The following is a 17,648-nucleotide window of genomic DNA, read 5'->3' as shown; positions in this document are numbered from 1 at the left end:
ACCGGTCTCAGTCACACTGAGAACCGATGGTGGGGCGTACTCACCAAACAGGAGAGGACGGCATCGCCGCCCTCTCCCCGGGATCTTTCTATGGTCGGGTATCAATTACCACTTGGTGGGATCGGTGATGTCCTCACCGAACCATTTTTCGGAGATCTTGGCCATGGTCCCGTCGGCCACCATCTCGTCTAAGGCCTTCTGGACAGCGCCACGGAGCTCGTTGTCCTCTTTTCTGAAGGCCACACCAAAGGGCTCTTTGCTGATAAAACCGGGCAGGGTCTTGAAGGATCCCACCTGCTTGGCGATGGCGTCACGGCCGGTGACGTTGTCGATAACCACGGCGTCAAGACGACCCGCTTTGAGGTCCAGAAGAGCCTTGGGGTTGTCTTCGTACTCGTTGATGGCCTTGGGGGCGTTGGGAAGCTTCTTGGCCGCGGTAACAGCGGGAGAGCCTTCCTGGCAACCGACGATCATGCCGCCGAGATCCTTGTAATCGGCAAAACGCTTTTCAGTAAAGCGAACCACCACGACCTGACCGTCGAGGATATAGGGCTTGGTAAAGTTGACACGGGCAACACGCTCTTTGGTGATGGTCATGCCGTTCCAAATGCAGTCAAATTTCTTCGCATACAGGGAGTTGATCACACCTTTCCATGCCGTGGGCTGCAGGGCCAGCTCAATGTCAAGGCGCTTGCAGACCTCTTTGGCGGCGTCGATGTCAAAACCTACAATGGTGCCGTCGGCGACTTTGTATCCCATGGGAGGGAATGAGTCATCCAGGCCGAGGACAAGCTTGCCTTCTTTCTTGACGCGATCAAAGGATCCGTCTCCTGCAAAGGCCATGGTCGTCATGGCGAACAGACAAATCAGGAAAACAACCGCTCTCTTCATAACAGTCTCCTTAAGGTGTAGTGGTTTAATCTGAAACGTATGGGAAATATACGATCAGGCCTTATTTTGCAAGGTATTTTCCTTTTCGGCCGTTCTCGAATCCCTTAATTTTCAAAACAAAAAAGTCATTTTACACCCTGTATTCAGGAGCGTTGAAAGACCTTAAAAAACAAAAAGGGGGGCGTCTTCTCGCCCCCCTTGACGGGCCCCTTGAAAAGGGACCCTTTTTCTTTACCGGACACATCTCCCGCAACACGCCGGTATCATAATTCATTGGCGCCGCCGGTCTGCCGCGTGGTCCCGGGCACTATTTTTCCTCTTCCGTCTCTTTGGCGACCTCTTCGTCCCTCAGGTCTTTTCTCAGGATTTTTCCCACGGTGGATTTGGGAAGGTCTGAACGGAATGAAACAGCCACCGGCCACTTGTACTTGGCGAGTTTGCCGGAACAGTAGTCGATGAGTTCTTTTTCGGTGGCGGTCTCCCCTTCCTTCAGGACCACAAAGGCCTTGGCCGCTTCCCCGCGATGGGCATGGGGGATGCCTATGGTACACGCTTCCTGGACCTTCGGGTTCTCGAAGAGCACCTCGTCGATGTCCCGGGGATAGACATTGTACCCGCCGGAGATGATCATGTCCTTTTTCCGGTCCACAATGTAGAAATAGCCGTCCTCGTCCATCTTCGCAATGTCCCCGGTATGGAGCCAGCCGTCACAGAGGGTCTCGGCGGTGGCGTCCTCACGGTTCAGGTACCCCTTCATCACCTGGGGGCCCCGGACCACAAGCTCTCCCACCTCTCCCACCGGCATCTCGGTCACCCCGCCGGCAAGATCCACGATGCGGGCTTCGGTGTTGCTGATGGGCACCCCGATGCTGCCCACCTTTCGCGGCCCCCCGTGGAAGGGGTTGACGTGGGTCACCGGAGAGGATTCGGTCATGCCGAAACCTTCGGCAATGACGGAACCGGAACGTTTTTCAAACTCGCGAATCACTTCCACGGGCAGGGGGGCACTGCCGGAAAAACAACCTTTGAGACAGGACAGATCGGTCTTGTCTATGGCGGGATCGTGGACCATGCTGATGTACATGGTAGGCACCAGAGGGGCAAAGGTGGGGCGATACTTCTGGATGGCTTCCAGGAGCTGCGGCCCCTGGGGCTTGGGAACCAGAACGATCCCCCATCCCATGGACACCGGCAGGTTCATGGCGGTGGTGAGGCCGAAAATATGGAAAAACGGCAGGGCCCCCACAAAACTCTCGGCGCCCTCCTCCAGGCCGGGGAACCAGGCTGTGGCCTGCTGGGCCTGGCAGCTTAAGTTCCGGTGGGTGAGCATGACCCCCTTGGAGACACCGGTGGTGCCCCCGGTGTACTGGTACATGGCCACGTCATCCCAGTCCAGCTCTTCGCGAAAATCCGACGGGGCATGGGAGGCGATCATCGCCTTCCACTTGTAAAGGTCGGGGGCGGGGCTGACGGACGCGGCCATCTTTTTGCGCTTGGCCACCAGGGGAAAGAGAAGGTTCTTGGGAAAGGGCAGGTAATCTCCGATGGAGGTGTAAATAATCTTCTTGATGCCTGTCTTGCTTCGGAGGGCCACCATCCGTTCGGCCAGAAGATCCAGGGTGATGAGGAGCACGGCACCGGAGTCGTTGAACTGGTGCGTCAGCTCCCGATCGGTATACAGGGGGTTGTTCATGACAGCCACGGCCCCTAAGCGCATGATGGCGTAGTAGGCCACGACACAGGGAATCACATTGGGCAGCAGAATCGCCACGCTGTCCCCTTTTTTGACCCCCATCCCCTGAAGGCAGGCCACCATGGAGCGTACCATGCGGTCAAGCTCACGGTACGAGACCTTGTATCCCTGAAAATTCAAAGCGGTGTTATCAGGGAATCGACCCACCGAACGTTCCAGGAAATCCGAGATAAAAAGCTGTTCAAAATCGAGATATTCCGGAACCCCTGTTTCGTAACTGCTCAGCCACGGCTTGCTCTGGTAAGTCACTTTGTTGGTCACGCGTCTGTCCTCCATATATTCATACTGGCGTTGAAAGTCATTTCTAAAGTGTATGAATTATGGGAGTGGCGATTCGGTGTCAACAGGATTCGGCGTTGCCAGGTTACTTTATCAAGTTATTTTTATTAAACATTTTTTACGCGCACTAGCGACTGATTAAACAAGGTATTCTATTCGACGCGCCCCGCAGAGTGTGCCCTTCGGGAGAGGTCACTCTTCATCATCCCGGGAGCCCCCGCCCAGGGTCTCCTCCCGGAGGTCCTTTCGCAGAATCTTTCCCACCGTAGAACGCGGAAGTTCCCCCCGAAATTCCACGGACACCGGCCACTTATACTTGGCCAGCTTGCCGCTGCAAAAATCGATCAGCTCCTGCTCAGTGGCGCTCTCCCCATCCTTAAGCACCACAAAGGCCTTCACGGCTTCCCCCCGGTGCGCGTGGGGAACACCGATGGAGCAGGCGTCCTGAACCTTGGGGTGTTCGTGGAGCACCTCGTCGATATCCCGGGGATAGACATTGTAGCCCCCGGAGATGATCATGTCCTTCTTGCGGTCCACGATGTAAAAGTAGCCGTCCTCGTCCATCTTCGCGATATCCCCTGTGTGGAGCCAGTCACCTGCCAGGGCCTCTTGGGTTGCACCGGGATTGTTCAGGTACCCTTTCATCACCTGGGGCCCCCTGATGACAAGCTCACCCACCTGCCCCACCGGCATCTCGGTCACCCCGTCGGCAAGGTCAACGATACGGGCTTCGGTGTTGCTGATGGGCACCCCGATACTGCCTGCTTTCCGGGGCCCGCCGTCAAAGGGGTTGATATGGGTCACCGGGCATGATTCGGTCATGCCGAAGCCTTCGGCGATGACAGCCCCGGAACGCCTTTCAAACTCGCGGATCACCTCCACGGGAAGGGGGGCACTGCCCGAAAACAGGCCTTTGATGCAGGAAAGGTCCGTCTTTTCGATGGCGGGATCATGCATCATACTGATGTACATGGTGGGCACGAGGGGGGAAAAGGTGGGCCGAAACTTCCGAATGGCTTCAAGGAGCTGAGCCCCCTGGGGCTTGGGAACCAGCACGATGGCCGCCCCCATGGCGATGGGAAAGTTCAGGGTGGTGGTCAACCCGAAAATATGGAAAAAAGGAAGCCCGCCGATAAAGATCTCTTCCCCGTCAACCAGGCCTGAAAACCATGACGTGAGCTGCTGCACCTGGCAGCTCAGGTTCCGGTGGGTCAGCATGACCCCCTTGGACACGCCCGTGGTGCCCCCGGTATACTGGTACATGGCCACGTCGTCCCAGTGCAGCTCTTCACGAAAATCAGACGGGGCATGAGAGGCGAGCACCTCCTTCCACTTGTAAAGGTCCGGGGCGGGGGTAACGGAGGCGGCCATCTTTTTCCGCTTGGCCACAAGGGGGAAAAACAGATTTTTTGGAAACGGCAGGTAATCCCCGATGGAGGTGTAGATAATCGTCTTGATGCCCGTCTTCTCGCGAAGGGCCACCATGCGATCGGCCAGCAGGTCCAGGGTGATGAGCATCACGGCACCGGAATCGTTGAACTGATGCGTCAGCTCCCGGTCGGTATACAGGGGATTGTTCATGACGGCCACGGCCCCTAAGCGCATGATGGCATAATAGGCCACCACACAGGGGATCACATTGGGCAGAAGAATCGCCACGCTGTCCCCTTTTTTAATCCCCATCCCCCGGAGGCAGGCCACCATGGACCCCACCATGGTGTCGAACTCGCGGTACGAAACCCTGAAGCCTTGAAAAACCAAGGCGGTATTGTCTGGAAACCGACGCACCGAGCGTTCCAGGAACTCAGCGATAAAAATATTTTCAAACTCAAGGGATTCAGGAACCCCCGTTTCGTAGCTGCTCAACCACGGCTTGCTCTGGTATGTCACCTTGCTGGTCACGCCCTGTCCTCCACACGTTATACTTGGGATTAATAAGTCGGATCGTAAGGCGTATGAATTAAGGGAGTGACGAAGCCCTGTCAACAGGATTTGGCGCAGCACACTCACATTATCAAGTTATCTTTATAAAACATTTTTCACAGCCGGTAACACCCCATGGAACCTGAGGGATCCCTGTCAGGCAGCTTCTCCTTCACGGCAAAACACAATGGGTCGGTTATCCGCGGGCCCGTCAGGCACCCGCGGACGGAGGCTCAGGCTCCTTTTGCGCTGACGCTTTTCCCCTCCTCTTCCTCCCGGAGGTCCTTTCTCAAAATCTTGCCCACCGTGGACTTGGGAAGGGCCTCACGAAACTCCACGGCCACCGGCCATTTGTACTTGGCCAGCTTGTCGCTGCAGAAATCGATCATCTCCTGCTCCGTGGCGCTCTCCCCTGCTTTCAGCACCACAAAGGCCTTCACGGCTTCCCCCCTGTGGGGATGACGAACACCGATGGAACAGACTTCCTGCACCTTGGGATGCTCGTAGAAGACCTCATCAATGTCCCTGGGGTAGACGTTGTATCCCCCGGAAAGGATCATGTCCTTCTTGCGGTCCACGATAAAAAAGTACCCTTCCTCGTCCATCCGGGCGATATCGCCTGTATGCAACCAGCCATCGGTGAGGGACTCGGCCGTGGCGTCCGGGCGGTTGTGGTACCCCTTCATCACCTGGGGGCCCCGCACAAACAACTCTCCTACCTCGCCCACGGGCATATCGGTCTCCCCGTCGGTGAGATCCACCACCCGGGCCTCGGTATCAGGGGCAGGAATCCCGACACTTCCCACCTTCCGCTTGCCGCCGCTGAAGGGATTCATGTGGGTCACCGGGCTGGATTCGGTCATGCCGAACCCCTCCACGATAACAGACCCGGAGCGCCTCTCGAACTCTTTGGTCACCTCCAGGGGAAGGGGGGCGCTACCGGAGAAGCACCCTTTGATGGAGCTTAAGTCGGTGCGATCAATGGCCGGATCGTTGAGCATGCCGATGTACATGGTGGGCACCAGGGGGGCATAGGTGGGCCTGAATTTGCTGATGGTCTCCAAAAGCTGAGGCCCTTGGGGCTTGGGCACCAGGACCATCTCCCAGCCCATGGACACGGGATAGTTCAGGGCACAGGTGAGGCCGAAGATATGAAACCACGGCAGGGCCGCGATGCAGCACTCGCCTCCCCTGTCGAACTCGGAAAACCAGACGCTGGCCTGCTGAATCTGAAAGGAGAGGTTGCGGTGGGTAAGCATCACCCCCTTGGCGGGGCCGGTGGTCCCCCCCGTGTACTGGTACATGGCCACGTCGTCCAGGCTCAACGTCTCACGAAACTCCGTGGGTGCGTTGGCAGCAACCATCTCCTTCCACTTCATCACGTCCGGGGCCGGAGCCACGTCGGCGGCCAGTTTTTTCCGCTTCCCCACCAGGGGAAAGAGGAGGCTCTTGGGAAAGGGAAGGTAGTCACCGATGGAGGTGTAGACAATCTCTTTGATGGAGGTCTTGCTTCGAAGAGCCGTCATGCGGTCGGCCAGAAGATCCAGGGTAAAGAGGACCCGCGCCCCGGAGTCATTGAATTGATGCAGCAATTCACGGTCTGTGTACAAGGGGTTGTTCATCACACAGATGGCCCCCACACGCATGATGGCATAGTAAGCCACGAGACAGGGAATGACGTTGGGCAAAAGCACCGCGACCCGGTCGCCCTTCTCGACACCGATGGACTTCAACCACGCGGCCACGGATTTCACCATCCGGTCGGTCTCCCGGTAAGAGAGGCGAAACCCCTGGAAGTTCAGGGCGGGGTTGTCCGGGAACTCGCTTACGGAGCGCTCCAGAAAATCGGTGAGGAAAATCTCTTCATAGTCCACATGGGAGGGAACGCCCTCCCCGTAACTGCTGAGCCACGGTTTATCCTGGTAAGTGGTCTCGGTCATGGGTCCTCCATGGAAAGTGGGTTGAGCAGGAGTGAAACATGGTTTATAAGGACAAACTCATGTTAGCCTCTCGCGGTAACATTATCAACCCCATTCCTTAATTGCCTTCTATTTAAGAGGCCCGTCTCCTCAACGCGCCACAGCCGGCGCCACACCACCAACCCCGATTGCTCAACGGGAACAAAAAATCCACCGACCGGACCGGAACAAAAAAAGCTGCACATTTCCCCAAATGAAGCGAGGAAAACATGCAGCCGGTTTTGATGGTGTGGGAAGTAGCCAGCCCCCTGCGCCCCTTGAAAAAACGCATCGCAAACCCAGCGAAACGGGGTGAGACCCTGCCCTAAAAATCAAATGCCCCGTTACCGGGTGTTCCCCTCCGGCTTTTTGAGTGCCCATGCCGCAGGGGGTGGATTAGACCATGGACTTCAGGATTTTGTTGGATTCCTCAAGGCCGGCTTCGCAACAGGGCCCCAGGAACCCACGGATATCCGCCATGTAATCCAGAGCCCCGCGTCGCTCGGCGTCCACCATTTCCCGTGCGGTCTCCGAAAGCGCACCGCCAAACGTCTCCACCATCTCCGCCACATAGGGGTTGTCCCCCACCATGGCCGCATACAGGTCGGGGTCCTGGGCAAAGAGGCGCCCGATGAGATCGTTCTTCAGCTTGAAGATGGGCGTGGCATAGGAGAGGGCATCATCCGGGGTGACCCCGAGTTTTTGAAGCGTCCGGCCCATGGCGATGGTGACGACGTGGGTCAGCCCCTGGGCCAGGGCCATGGACCGGTCGTGGTCTTTGGGGGTCATGCGCGAGACCCTGGCCCCCCCTGCGGAGAATTCCGCCTCAAGGAAGGTGAGCCACCGCTCCCCCCGGCCCTGACTAAGGATAATGTTCTGCCCGGAAAGCCCATCGGTGTGGGGCCCGAACATGGGGTGAGTCCCCACCACCTCGCAGGAGGTGGCATCAAGCATGGCAGCGGTGATCTCCTCTTTAAGGGAACAGATGTCAAAGAGCCCCTGCTCCCGGGACATGCGGCGGCCCAGCGCTTCGGCAACGGTCGGCGCCACATCCATGGGCGTGGCGATCATGATAAGGTCGCATCGCCGGGTGAGCTCTTCGGCCGTGGTGGTCGTGTCCACATCGGCCAGGAGCACCCGGTGGCCCCGCCTGACAAACCAGGCATCAAAAAGACGCCCCATGCCCCCTTTTCCTCCGACGATCCCAAGGGTTACCTGTTCCATGCCACCGCCCTCTGCCTTAAGAAATGATCCACCAGGACCAGGGCCACCATGGCTTCGCACACCACATTTACCCGGGGAATGGCAGCCACGTCATGGCGACCGCGTGTCCGAATGGTTGCCGGCTCCCCTTTGGTGTTGATGGTGGCCTGCTCCCGCGTGATGGAGGGGATGGGTTTCACCCCCACACGCATCACCAGGGGAGCTCCGCTTGAAATGCCTGCCAGCACGCCCCCTGCATGGTTGCTGGCAAACCCTTCGGGGGTAATGGGGTCGTTGTTTTCAGAGCCCGTCAGCCGTGCCGCCTCAAAGCCGTCACCGATCTCCACCCCTTTGACGGCGCCGATGCCCATGAGCGCCCCGGCCAGGGCGGCGTCGAGTTTTTCGAATACCGGCTCGCCCAGGCCTGCGGGCACGCCGTCGGCGATGATCTCCACCACCCCTCCCAGGGAGTCGCCCTGACGCCTCACCTCATCCACCCGGGCATCCATGGCCTCGGCGGCCTCGGCATCGGGACAGAGGTAGGGGTTTTCCGCCATGCTCGCATAGTCGCGTGCCTGGGCCCTCACCCCGCCGAGTTCAACGGTTGCGGCACGCACGGAGATCCCGGCAGCGTTGAGGATCTCATGGGCAAGTGCCGCCGCGGCAACCCGTCCCACGGTCTCCCTGGCCGAGGCCCGTCCCCCGCCCCGGTAGTCCCGGATCCCGTATTTGGCATCGTAGGTGATGTCCCCGTGGCCGGGCCGGTAGAGGTCCATGATATCGGCATAGGAACTTGACCGGGCGTCCTTGTTTGCCACCATGATGGAGACCGGGGTCCCCGTGGTTTTGCCATCAAAGGTCCCCGACAGGATCTTCGCCTGATCCGGCTCCTTGCGGGAGGTGCTGGTCTTGCCCTTCCCGGGCTTCCGGCGATCGAGCCACGCCTGGACGTGGCCTTCGGTAAAGGGAATCCCTGCCGGAGCGCCGTCGATCACCACGCCCACGGCCTCTCCATGGGATTCGCCCCATGTGGTTATGCGAAACAAACCGCCAAGGGTGTTGCCTGCCATATATCTATCTCCCTGGTATGCGAATATTTTCCCACTCGCGTCGGGCATCGCCCGGTCAAAAATCAAAATAAATACGAACTGCTTTCGAGGTGGCACACCTCGCCGCCGGAGGCAGCTTGGTAAAAGACGCCTCCGGCGGCCCTGCCGGGGGCCAAACGTTTAAAAAGTTTGACAAACAGATTTTGCTCAATCCCCCCAAAAGCCTTCGCGAATGCCCTCGCCCTGAGGAACGAAGGGAGAAGGCATTCGCAACCTGGGGTCCAGGGGATCATCCCCTGGCCGCCGGAGGCAGGCTTTTCCTGCCTACTTCAACCATAGAAAGCTTGTCTTAAACGTCTTTCACCTGCCGCAGGATCTCTTCGGCCACCTCGTCCGGGGACATGCCGTCGGTCTCGATGGTCACGTGGGCGGCCTCACGGTACAGAGGATCCCTTTCGGCGAGGACCGAGGCGATCTCATCTTCCACCCGGGCCCCGGTGAGGGACGGCCGCTGGGTGGCGGTGGCTTCATCGGCGGCCATGCGCCGGGCCAGGGTGTGGACCCGGGCCTTGAGCCAGATCACCACACCGGAGCCGCGCATGAGGCGCCTGTTTTCAGGGCTCAACACAATCCCGCCCCCGGTGGCCACCACCGCTTTTTCCCCATCGGCCACCTGCCTCAGGGCAAACCGCTCCAGCTTTCGAAACCCTTCCCATCCGTCCCTTTTTACGATCTCATCCACGCTGGCCCCGGCATAACCGACGATAAATCCGTCGGTATCCACGACATGCCGGTGCATGCGCTCGGCCAGGATCCTTCCCACGGTGGTCTTGCCCGTGCATCGGTAGCCTGTCAGGTAGATGTTGTTGAACATGTAAGGGTTGCCTCGCTGTGTCTTGGGTTTCTAAATAATGCCTGTGCCACAGGCGCCGTACCTGTTTACTGCAACGAATCAAACACGTCCCAGTAGGAGGGAAAAGACTTCTTGACGCAGCCGGGATCCAGGATCCGAACCCCCGGGGTCGTGAGTCCGGCAACGGAAAAACTCATGGCCATGCGGTGATCGTCATAGGTCTCCACCTCGGAGCCCGTCAGGGTGCCTCCGGTGATCTCCAGGCTGCTCTCCTTTGCCACGGCGTCGATGCCCATCTTTCGGAGCTCCACGGCCACGCAACCCAGGCGATCGCACTCCTTCTCACGCAGGTGGGCCACATTCTCAATAACCGTGGTCCCCTTGGCGTGGGCCGCCACCACGGCCAGGGTGGGCACCACATCGGGCATCAGGGCCATGTCCACGGTGACGGCGGACAGCTCGCCCCCGGTGACGGTGGTGCCGTCGTCCTCGTGGGTAACGGTGCACCCCATCTTCTCCAGCACGTCCACAAGGCCCACGTCCCCCTGACGGGATTTTTTGGTGACATTCATCACCTTGACGCTCTTGCCGGTAACGGCCGCCGCCGCCCAGAAGTAGCTGGCATTGGAGCCGTCGGGCTCGCAGTGGTAGGTTCCCGGTTTGTAGCTCTGATTCGGTGCCACCCGAAAGACCTGAAAGTCATCGTGGGTCACCTCAATGCCGAAGCGGGCCATGATATCCAGGGTGATTTCCACATAGGGCCTGGAGACCAGCTCGCCTGCCACCGTCACCTCGATCCCCTTGGGGGCGTAGGGTCCGGCCAGGAGCAGGGAGGAGAGAAACTGGCTGCTGATGCGGCAGTCCAGGGTCACCTTGCCGCCCTCAAAATGGCCCCCCGTCACCTTCACAGGGGGACACTGGGTAGGGTTCACGCACTGGGCCGGGGTCCCTGCCTGGCGCATGGCCACAAGGAGATCCTCAATGGGCCGCTCCCCCATGCGCTTTGTCCCGGTCAGGACCGTCTCTCCCTGACCCAGGGCGGCGATGCCGGTAAGCAGCCGCATGGAGGTCCCGGAGTTGGCCAGGTAAATCGGCTCGGCACAGGCTTGAAACCTGCCGCCGGTGCCCGTCACCACCATGGCCTCCCCGTCGTCTTCAATCACCGCCCCGAAGGCCCTTAAGGCGTCACGGGTCAACAGGGTGTCCTCGCTCCGCAAGAGCCCGGTGATCCGGCTCTCCCCTTCTGCCAGCGCCGCTGCAATGAGCAGCCGGTGGGAGTAACTCTTGGACCCCGGAAGGGTCACCGCCATATTGTCTCTGCCCATGCCGGGCGTTATCTCTCTCATGGTCTGCCTCATCTGTGATCTGAGAAAATCGATTATAAAAATGCCTCCGGCGGCCGGGGGATAATCCCCTGGACCCCAGGTTCGCGACTGCTCCACCCCTCGTACCTCGGGTTGTCACATTCGCTGACGGGCTGCGCCCGTGGGAGGCCGCTGATATTTTTTTACAACATCCCTCATGAAATCCGAAGGGCGCTCATGCCACGGCGTAGCCATTCACTACTCACTGTTCAATGCCTCCAGAACGGTCCGCCGCATGAGGTCCACCGGGGCCGTCCGGCCGGTCCAGAGTTCAAACTGGGCCACGGCCTGGAAGACAAACATGGCCGTGCCGTCCACCGTGGGGCACCCCTTGGCCCGGGCCGCAGCCAGAAGGGCTGTCTCCAGGGGATTGTACACGATGTCCATGACCAGGGTGCGGGGGGTAAGGCCCTCCACCGACACCGGCATGGCTTCGATGCGGGGAACCATGCCCACGGAGGTGGCGTTGATAAGGATATCCACCCCGTCCAGATCCAGGGAGGCAAGGGGGGAAAACCCGGCCCCCAGGTCACGTGCCAGGGCCCGCCCCTTCTCTTCGCTGCGGTTGGCGATCACAAGGGCGCCGCCTCTTTGAAGGATCCCGTACCCGATGGCGCGGGCGGCACCGCCTGCGCCGATGAGGGTCACCTTTTTTCCGGCGATGGTGCCTTGGGTCTCAAGGGCCCGCATGGCCCCTTCCGCATCCGTGTTGGACCCCAGGAGCCTTCCGTCGCGGTTGACGATGGTGTTCACCGCGCCGATGGTCCGGGCGGTGTCGTCCACCTCGTCCAGATGGGCCATGATATCCGTCTTGTGGGGAATGGTGACGCTTGCCCCCCCCATGTTCAGATGCCTCATGGCCTCTGCGGCCCCTTTGGCCTCATCCAGGCCGAAGGCAAGATAGACGGCGTTCAGACCCAAGGCGTTAAAGGCCGCGTTGTGCATGGCCGGCCCCAGGCTATGGGTGACGGGGTTCCCGAACACCCCGAAAAGCCGTGTTTTTGCATCGATCCCCATGGCCGTCATACCTCCCGGGGGCTTTCATCGGCGCTTCGGTACCCGCCGTGGGCACCCTTGGCGTAGGAGCCCAGCACCTTGAGGTAGAGGCAGAGCCCCTTCATGGTGGACAGCACCCGCTTCACCCGGGCGTCGTCTTTGTGGCCTTCGATGTCCATGATAAAGAAGTAGCTCCAGTTCTCCCGCTTGGTGGGCCGGGACTCCAGCTTCACCATGTTGAGCCCGGCATCGGCCACCGGCTCCAAGGTGGTGAACAGGGCACCGGGGATATGGGAGGTCACGAACATCACCGAGGTCTTATCGTCGCCGGTGGGGGCCTGCTCCTCTTTGCCCAGCACAAGGAACCGGGTTTCGTTGCGGGAGGAGTCCTCGATCTTGGACTCCACCACCCTCAGACCATACACCTGGGCGGCCTTGGTGCTGGCGATGGCCGCCGACTTGGGATTGGCCGCGGCTTTCAGGGCGGCCTGGGCCGTGCTGCTGCACTCTTCCAGCACCACGTCGGGCAGGTTCCGCTGGAGCCAGCTCCGGCACTGGGCAAAGGGCTGGGGATGGGAGTAGACCACCTCCACCTCGTCAAGGTTCCCCCAGAGGGAGAGAAGGTCGTGGCTGATGGTCTGGTAGTACTCCGCCGTGATGGTGACATCCGACTCAAACAGAAGGTCCAGGGTGTGGGTCACCGCCCCCTCGATGGAATTTTCAACGGGCACCACCCCGTACTGGCAACCTCCGCGTTCCACCTCCGCAAAAATTTCGGCAATGTTGCGGTAGGGGGCAAAACGCCCCGAGTGGCGAAAGTGGTTCAGGGCCGCCAGGTGGCTGTGGGTGGCCTCCGGGCCCAGGTACGCGATGGTCAGGGGCTTCTGGAGTTCCCGGGACGCCGCCATGATCACGCTGAAGATGTACTGGAGCACGGTGTTGTCCACCGGTCCCTGATTCAGGCGGCAGATGCGGTCCATGATCAGGGATTCACGGGACCTGTCGAGGACCTTGCTGTCGTAACGGCGTTTCAGGTCCCCCACGGAGGCGCTCACGTCCAGGCGTTCGTTGATGAGAGCCACGATCCGGGTGTCGATGCCGTCGATCTTCTCCCGCAGCCCGGCCAGCTCTTTTTCAAAGGGATCCCCATCGGGTTGAGGCTTATCCATGGTGGTTACTTCTCCGTAATGGTTTCGTCGACCTTGTGACCGAAATGGCGCCCGCCCTCTTCGTGGAAGGCCATGACGCGATCCCCCGGCGCAAGGGTCACGACGGATACGGGCTCGCCTTCGGGGGAGGTCAGGCGGATGGTTTCGGCGTTCTGCACGATGGTGGCCACCCCTTTATCTCCGATGCGGGCCTTGATCAGGAGCATGGGCCGTTTCTCGATTTTAAGGCGGCCCACCACGGCGCTTGAGATCGTGCCGTCGTGGCTGACAATCTCCACCTCATCGCCGGCCTCCAGTTCGCTCAGGTACCGGGTGCGCCCGCCGGGAACGCGGGTGTAGGCATGGACGGCACCGGCGTTGACCCTGAAAGGTCTCGGGGCCACGTAGGGGTTGGACACGGTCTCCGCATGGACCAGAAACAGCGCGCTGCTTGAATTCCCCACCAGCATGCCCTCCCCTTTCTCCATGTTCCGGCAGGTGTCCACACAGACGCGATCACCCATGCCGATGTTTTTCACGTCAATGACTTCCGCCTCCACCAGGGACAGGCTCCCGGTCTCTCCCTTGAGAAGGTCCAGGGTCTTTTTCAGTTCCATGGGGTCGCGGGTATCGAGCATCACCTGCTTCACCCCTTTTTCCAGGATGCCGAAGGCAAGCTGGGCTTCGTCAAAGGAGTGCACCAGGGCGGCCACGTCGGCTCCCTTGGCGATGAGGTTCTCCAGGGGAATGATGGTCCAGTCCGTGCATTCCAGAACCACCAGCTTCTGTGCGGCAAGGCGGCAGATCGCCTCCTCGTCGTCGCCGCTTGTGATGGTGAAAATTTCCACATCCTTGCCCGGCACCAGATCGCCGTCGGCACAGATGGTGGTGACGCGGCCCAGCTCCTTGATCTTTTCCGAGCAGCCGTCGGGCACCATGATGCCATCAGCTCCGGATTCCAGGGCTGTGAGCACCAGCTCTTTGTCCCAGGGGTCTGCTTTCACCCATATTTTTCTCATCATCAAACCGTCCTTTAATTAAAGTACATCCTGCTGTCAGGGATCGAAAATAATAATCTCATTCAGGCCAAACGCTGTGGGCCGTCTTCCCGTGAACACGTCCCGTCATCGTCTGTATCGTTTTATCAAGCCACTGGCTCTCACGCCATGCTCTCCAAATGGTCCAGGGCCTCTTCCACGGACAGCCCCTGATGGATGATCATGTGCATGGCCTTCACAAGGTTTTCGGGGTCGCGATGCTGGAACACGTTGCGACCGATGGAGATACCGGCACCGCCCGCATCGATGGAGCCCTTCACCATCTCCAGGATCTCGCGATCGGAGTCCATGGTTTCGCCACCGGCGATGACCACGGGCACGTTGCACCCCTCGGTGACCTCCCGGAAACTCTCGGGGCTCCCCGTGTAGTTCACCTTGACGATGTCCGCCCCCAGCTCACCGCCCACACGGGCCGCATGCTTGACGAAATTGACATCGTAGCTGTTGGTGATCTTTTCGCCGCGTGCGTAGCACATGGCCAGAAGTGGCAGGCCCCAGGTGCGGCAGTCGGCGCTGACCCGGCCAAAGTCGTGGAGCATCTCCTTTTCGTCGGCATCGCCAAGGTTCAGGTGAAGGGAGACGGCGTCCGCCCCGAGCTTGATGGCCTCTTCAACACTGCAGACCAGGGTTTTGGCGTTGGGAAAAGGGGAAAGGCAGGTGGAAGCGGAAAGGTGAATGATCAGGCCGATGTCGGGGCCGGTGCCGCGAAGCCCTTCGGCCACGAGGCCTTTGTGCTCCACAATGGCATTGGCGCCCCCGTTGGCGACCTTTTGGATGGTGGTTTTCATGTCGATGACCCCCTTGATGGGGCCCACGGTGGTCCCGTGGTCCATGGGGACGATGATGGTGCGGCCGGTGGATCTGTTGAAAATCCGTTCAAAACGAATCATCTTGCCGATGCTGCTCATGGTGTTCTCCTCCAGAGGATGGGCCCTCTCATCAGAGGCGCCCGAGGGTTCGAAGCATAAAAAAAGGCCGTGAAAGGTATCTTCCACGGCCTGGATGCTTCTTTTTGCTGATCTGGAGTGCCGTGGGACCTTGTGTTTGGTCTACCCACGGCTGTTTTACGCTTACAAGTGTGTGTGGTTCAGCGCATGCCTGGGTACACCGATGTGATACCAGTAATAAAAATAATAAAATGCGCTAAAAAATCGAATCATTTTTTTCTCTTTGTCCACATGACGTTTGGTCTGCACATGCGAAAGGCGAACATCGCCTTCCGTCACACTTAGCGATAAAACTTTCGTGAAGAATTAATCTATGGAAATGAGGTTGTCAAGATGTTATTTACCGAAAGGTGCAGCCCGGGGGAGGCTCCCGGCACCCGAATTCGTTACTACAGACAGTAACAGCGCGCATTTCAGCCCATTGGCCATCGCCGGTTTCGCCCCGGCTTTTTCAGCTAAAAAGGAACGCAAAAGCCCCATGAGACGCTTTTTTATCAAGAAAGAGGACATCACGGAAAACCACGGCATCATCAAAGGAGACGAGGCACGGCACATGATCCGAGTGCTCCGTTTAAAAACCGGCGGCCACATCATTCTCCTGGACGGCCAGGGGGGAGAATACGATGCCGTCATCGATGAGATCCAGGAAAAAAGCGTCGCCGTGACCCTCACCGCCTCCCGGGAGGAAGCCGTCTCCTCCCTGCCGTCCATCACCCTCTGCCAGGCCTTTTTAAAAGAGAAGAAAATGGACGATCTGGTGCGCCACTTAACGGAGCTGGGCATGGCGGCCTTCCAGCCCTTTTTCTCCAGCCGCGTGGTGGCCCGGCCCAAAGGGGACAAGCTGGAAAAACGCGAGGCCCGCTGGGAGAAGATCGCCGGTGAAGCCGTCAAACAGTGCGGCCGCACAACAGCCCCTGCCATCTGCCGTACCACCGAGCTGAAAGCCCTGCTACAGGAGCTGCCCTCCGGCCCCCACACCCTGAAGCTCTTCTTCTGGGAAGAGGCCCAGGTCTCCTTTAAACAGCTCGAAGCCCTGGACACAAACGGCCTCACCGACATCACCCTGATCATCGGCCCCGAGGGGGGATTTACCCGGGAAGAGGCGGACATGGCCAAAGAGGCGGGCTTTCTCATCGCCGGGCTGGGAACGCGCATCCTGAGAGCCGAAACAGCCCCATTGGCGGCACTCTCCATCGTCCAGTACCTGTTCGGGGATATGTAGGGCAGACCGGCTGTACACAAACCTTCCTTGACAATCGATTTATCAAGCCTATCTTTAACGGGAGTTCATGTCCTGCGGAACATTAATGACCCAGGACTCATCAATTCTTTTGCTGTATTATCCCTTTAAAAGCGGGTCCACGGCTCAAGGGTTGGATACCTATGGATGCCCCGGAAACCGCCTTCACCCGGTCTGGTTACCCCCCGGGCCATCACAAGTCTTCCAAAAAGGAGACCCCATGGAAAAAGTAGAAAACGGATTGTTCGTTCAGGTAGCATATAAAGGGACCCTTGCCGACGGTGAAGTGTTTGACAGCAGTGAAGGACGCGATCCCCTTGAAGTCCAGATGGGAACCGGCCAATTGATCCCCGGATTTGAAGCTGCCCTGATGGACCTGACAGTGGGTGACAAGAAAACCTTCACCCTGGGTCCTGAAGATGCTTACGGCGAGCGTTCCGACGAGCACACCATGGACTTCCCCGCTTCCGACGTCCCCCCGGAAATGAACCCCCAGGTGGGCCAGGCCATTGCCCTTTCCACCCCCCAGGGCCAGCAGGTTCCCGCTGTCATCATCAGCGTGGATGACGAGAAGGTCACCGTGGATTTAAACCATCCCCTGGCCGGAAAAACCCTCACCTTTGACATCGAGGTTGTGGGCATCACCAAGGAAGCCACCCAGCAGCCGGCAGGGGGATGCTCCCCCAGCGACTGCAGCGGATGCGGAGGCGGCTGCCACTGATCCAACCCAGGTTCCATGCTGCTTAGGGGCCTTCCCTCGGCGGCTTGACCGTATAAATATAAACGCCCTGTGCCCGTATGGGCACACAGGGCGTTTTTTTTATCTTCCCTTTTAACTTCCTGCCCGCATGCCACATTGACTCCCCCCACCAAAAAGAGTATTATCTCTTAAATTCAACCCATTGAGCCACCGGCAGATGCTCCGGAGCCCTTCTCCTGCCAGCATGTCCCCACAGGCCCCAGCGGCCGCACAAGCGCAATCCCCT

At 59.3% G+C, this 17,648-nt stretch carries 14 protein-coding genes; 2 read left to right on the top strand and 12 right to left on the bottom strand.

The genetic code is table 11. The features are described 5' to 3' along the window. Positions 1–105: 105 nt before the first annotated feature. The 12 genes from BLQ12_RS09250 to BLQ12_RS09190 all read right to left on the bottom strand — a co-directional run bounded on the left by BLQ12_RS09250 (position 106) and on the right by BLQ12_RS09190 (position 15,383). Complete coding sequence (locus tag BLQ12_RS09250; protein ID WP_092210357.1) at positions 106–891, bottom strand: amino acid ABC transporter substrate-binding protein; 786 nt, start codon at positions 889–891, stop codon at positions 106–108. A 307-nt stretch (positions 892–1,198) separates the two neighbouring features. Then, entirely contained in the window at positions 1,199–2,905 is a 1,707-nt protein-coding gene (locus BLQ12_RS09245; RefSeq protein ID WP_254782027.1) for a long-chain-fatty-acid--CoA ligase, read from the bottom strand. 210 nt (positions 2,906–3,115) lie between these two features. Further along, complete coding sequence (locus BLQ12_RS09240; RefSeq protein ID WP_092210355.1) at positions 3,116–4,825, bottom strand: long-chain-fatty-acid--CoA ligase; 1,710 nt, start codon at positions 4,823–4,825, stop codon at positions 3,116–3,118. A 254-nt stretch (positions 4,826–5,079) separates the two neighbouring features. Next, a complete protein-coding gene (locus BLQ12_RS09235; protein ID WP_092210354.1) occupies positions 5,080–6,786 on the bottom strand; it encodes a long-chain-fatty-acid--CoA ligase in 1,707 nt (568 codons plus the stop codon). Positions 6,787–7,200: 414 nt separating this feature from the next. Continuing rightward, a complete protein-coding gene (locus BLQ12_RS09230) occupies positions 7,201–8,028 on the bottom strand; it encodes a prephenate dehydrogenase/arogenate dehydrogenase family protein (protein ID WP_092210353.1) in 828 nt (275 codons plus the stop codon). Beyond that, positions 8,016–9,077 (bottom strand): chorismate synthase, encoded by a 1,062-nt coding sequence (aroC, locus tag BLQ12_RS09225; RefSeq protein WP_092210352.1) that lies wholly within the window; start codon positions 9,075–9,077, stop codon positions 8,016–8,018. The genes BLQ12_RS09230 and aroC overlap by 13 nt, the downstream gene beginning before the upstream one ends. A gap of 328 nt (positions 9,078–9,405) precedes the next feature. Next, positions 9,406–9,930, bottom strand: coding sequence for a shikimate kinase AroL (gene aroL, locus BLQ12_RS09215; protein ID WP_092210350.1), 525 nt, complete (start codon positions 9,928–9,930; stop codon positions 9,406–9,408). 65 nt (positions 9,931–9,995) lie between these two features. After that, positions 9,996–11,255 carry a 3-phosphoshikimate 1-carboxyvinyltransferase gene (aroA, locus tag BLQ12_RS09210; protein WP_092210438.1) on the bottom strand — a complete coding sequence of 420 codons (1,260 nt, stop codon included), beginning with the start codon at positions 11,253–11,255 and terminating at the stop codon, positions 9,996–9,998. A 216-nt stretch (positions 11,256–11,471) separates the two neighbouring features. After that, on the bottom strand, positions 11,472–12,290 hold the full coding sequence (locus BLQ12_RS09205; RefSeq protein WP_092210437.1) for a shikimate dehydrogenase: 819 nt from the start codon (positions 12,288–12,290) through the stop codon (positions 11,472–11,474). 5 nt (positions 12,291–12,295) lie between these two features. After that, positions 12,296–13,438 (bottom strand): prephenate dehydratase, encoded by a 1,143-nt coding sequence (pheA, locus tag BLQ12_RS09200; protein WP_092210349.1) that lies wholly within the window; start codon positions 13,436–13,438, stop codon positions 12,296–12,298. Positions 13,439–13,443: 5 nt separating this feature from the next. Continuing rightward, the gene (locus BLQ12_RS09195) at positions 13,444–14,439 is read right to left on the bottom strand and encodes a 3-dehydroquinate synthase II (protein ID WP_226859995.1); all 996 of its coding nucleotides are present in this window, start codon (positions 14,437–14,439) and stop codon (positions 13,444–13,446) included. 137 nt (positions 14,440–14,576) lie between these two features. Continuing rightward, the gene (locus BLQ12_RS09190) at positions 14,577–15,383 is read right to left on the bottom strand and encodes a 2-amino-3,7-dideoxy-D-threo-hept-6-ulosonate synthase (protein WP_092210435.1); all 807 of its coding nucleotides are present in this window, start codon (positions 15,381–15,383) and stop codon (positions 14,577–14,579) included. Positions 15,384–15,900: 517 nt separating this feature from the next. Between BLQ12_RS09190 and BLQ12_RS09185 the strand changes: the two genes are divergently transcribed. Then, positions 15,901–16,644 carry a 16S rRNA (uracil(1498)-N(3))-methyltransferase gene (locus BLQ12_RS09185; protein WP_175469605.1) on the top strand — a complete coding sequence of 248 codons (744 nt, stop codon included), beginning with the start codon at positions 15,901–15,903 and terminating at the stop codon, positions 16,642–16,644. A gap of 238 nt (positions 16,645–16,882) precedes the next feature. Continuing rightward, positions 16,883–17,383 carry an FKBP-type peptidyl-prolyl cis-trans isomerase gene (locus tag BLQ12_RS09180; RefSeq protein WP_092210347.1) on the top strand — a complete coding sequence of 167 codons (501 nt, stop codon included), beginning with the start codon at positions 16,883–16,885 and terminating at the stop codon, positions 17,381–17,383. Positions 17,384–17,648: the final 265 nt, after the last annotated feature.

Origin of the sequence: Desulfoluna spongiiphila (assembly GCF_900101345.1) — a bacterium.
Lineage (GTDB): Bacteria > Desulfobacterota > Desulfobacteria > Desulfobacterales > Desulfolunaceae > Desulfoluna > Desulfoluna spongiiphila.
Note: the sequence above shows the minus strand (reverse complement) of the source record. Positions and strands in the feature narration are given on the sequence as shown.

Coding starts and splice junctions, on each gene's coding strand:
- BLQ12_RS09205 (WP_092210437.1), bottom strand. CDS start 12,290: ATGGGGATCGATGCAAAAACACGGCTTTTCGGGGTGTTCGGGAACCCC.
- BLQ12_RS09190 (WP_092210435.1), bottom strand. CDS start 15,383: ATGAGCAGCATCGGCAAGATGATTCGTTTTGAACGGATTTTCAACAGA.
- aroA (WP_092210438.1), bottom strand. CDS start 11,255: ATGAGAGAGATAACGCCCGGCATGGGCAGAGACAATATGGCGGTGACC.
- BLQ12_RS09230 (WP_092210353.1), bottom strand. CDS start 8,028: ATGGAACAGGTAACCCTTGGGATCGTCGGAGGAAAAGGGGGCATGGGG.
- aroL (WP_092210350.1), bottom strand. CDS start 9,930: ATGTTCAACAACATCTACCTGACAGGCTACCGATGCACGGGCAAGACC.
- pheA (WP_092210349.1), bottom strand. CDS start 13,438: ATGGATAAGCCTCAACCCGATGGGGATCCCTTTGAAAAAGAGCTGGCC.
- BLQ12_RS09235 (WP_092210354.1), bottom strand. CDS start 6,786: ATGACCGAGACCACTTACCAGGATAAACCGTGGCTCAGCAGTTACGGG.
- BLQ12_RS09195 (WP_226859995.1), bottom strand. CDS start 14,439: ATGATGAGAAAAATATGGGTGAAAGCAGACCCCTGGGACAAAGAGCTG.
- BLQ12_RS09185 (WP_175469605.1), top strand. CDS start 15,901: ATGAGACGCTTTTTTATCAAGAAAGAGGACATCACGGAAAACCACGGC.
- BLQ12_RS09250 (WP_092210357.1), bottom strand. CDS start 891: ATGAAGAGAGCGGTTGTTTTCCTGATTTGTCTGTTCGCCATGACGACC.
- BLQ12_RS09180 (WP_092210347.1), top strand. CDS start 16,883: ATGGAAAAAGTAGAAAACGGATTGTTCGTTCAGGTAGCATATAAAGGG.
- aroC (WP_092210352.1), bottom strand. CDS start 9,077: ATGGCAGGCAACACCCTTGGCGGTTTGTTTCGCATAACCACATGGGGC.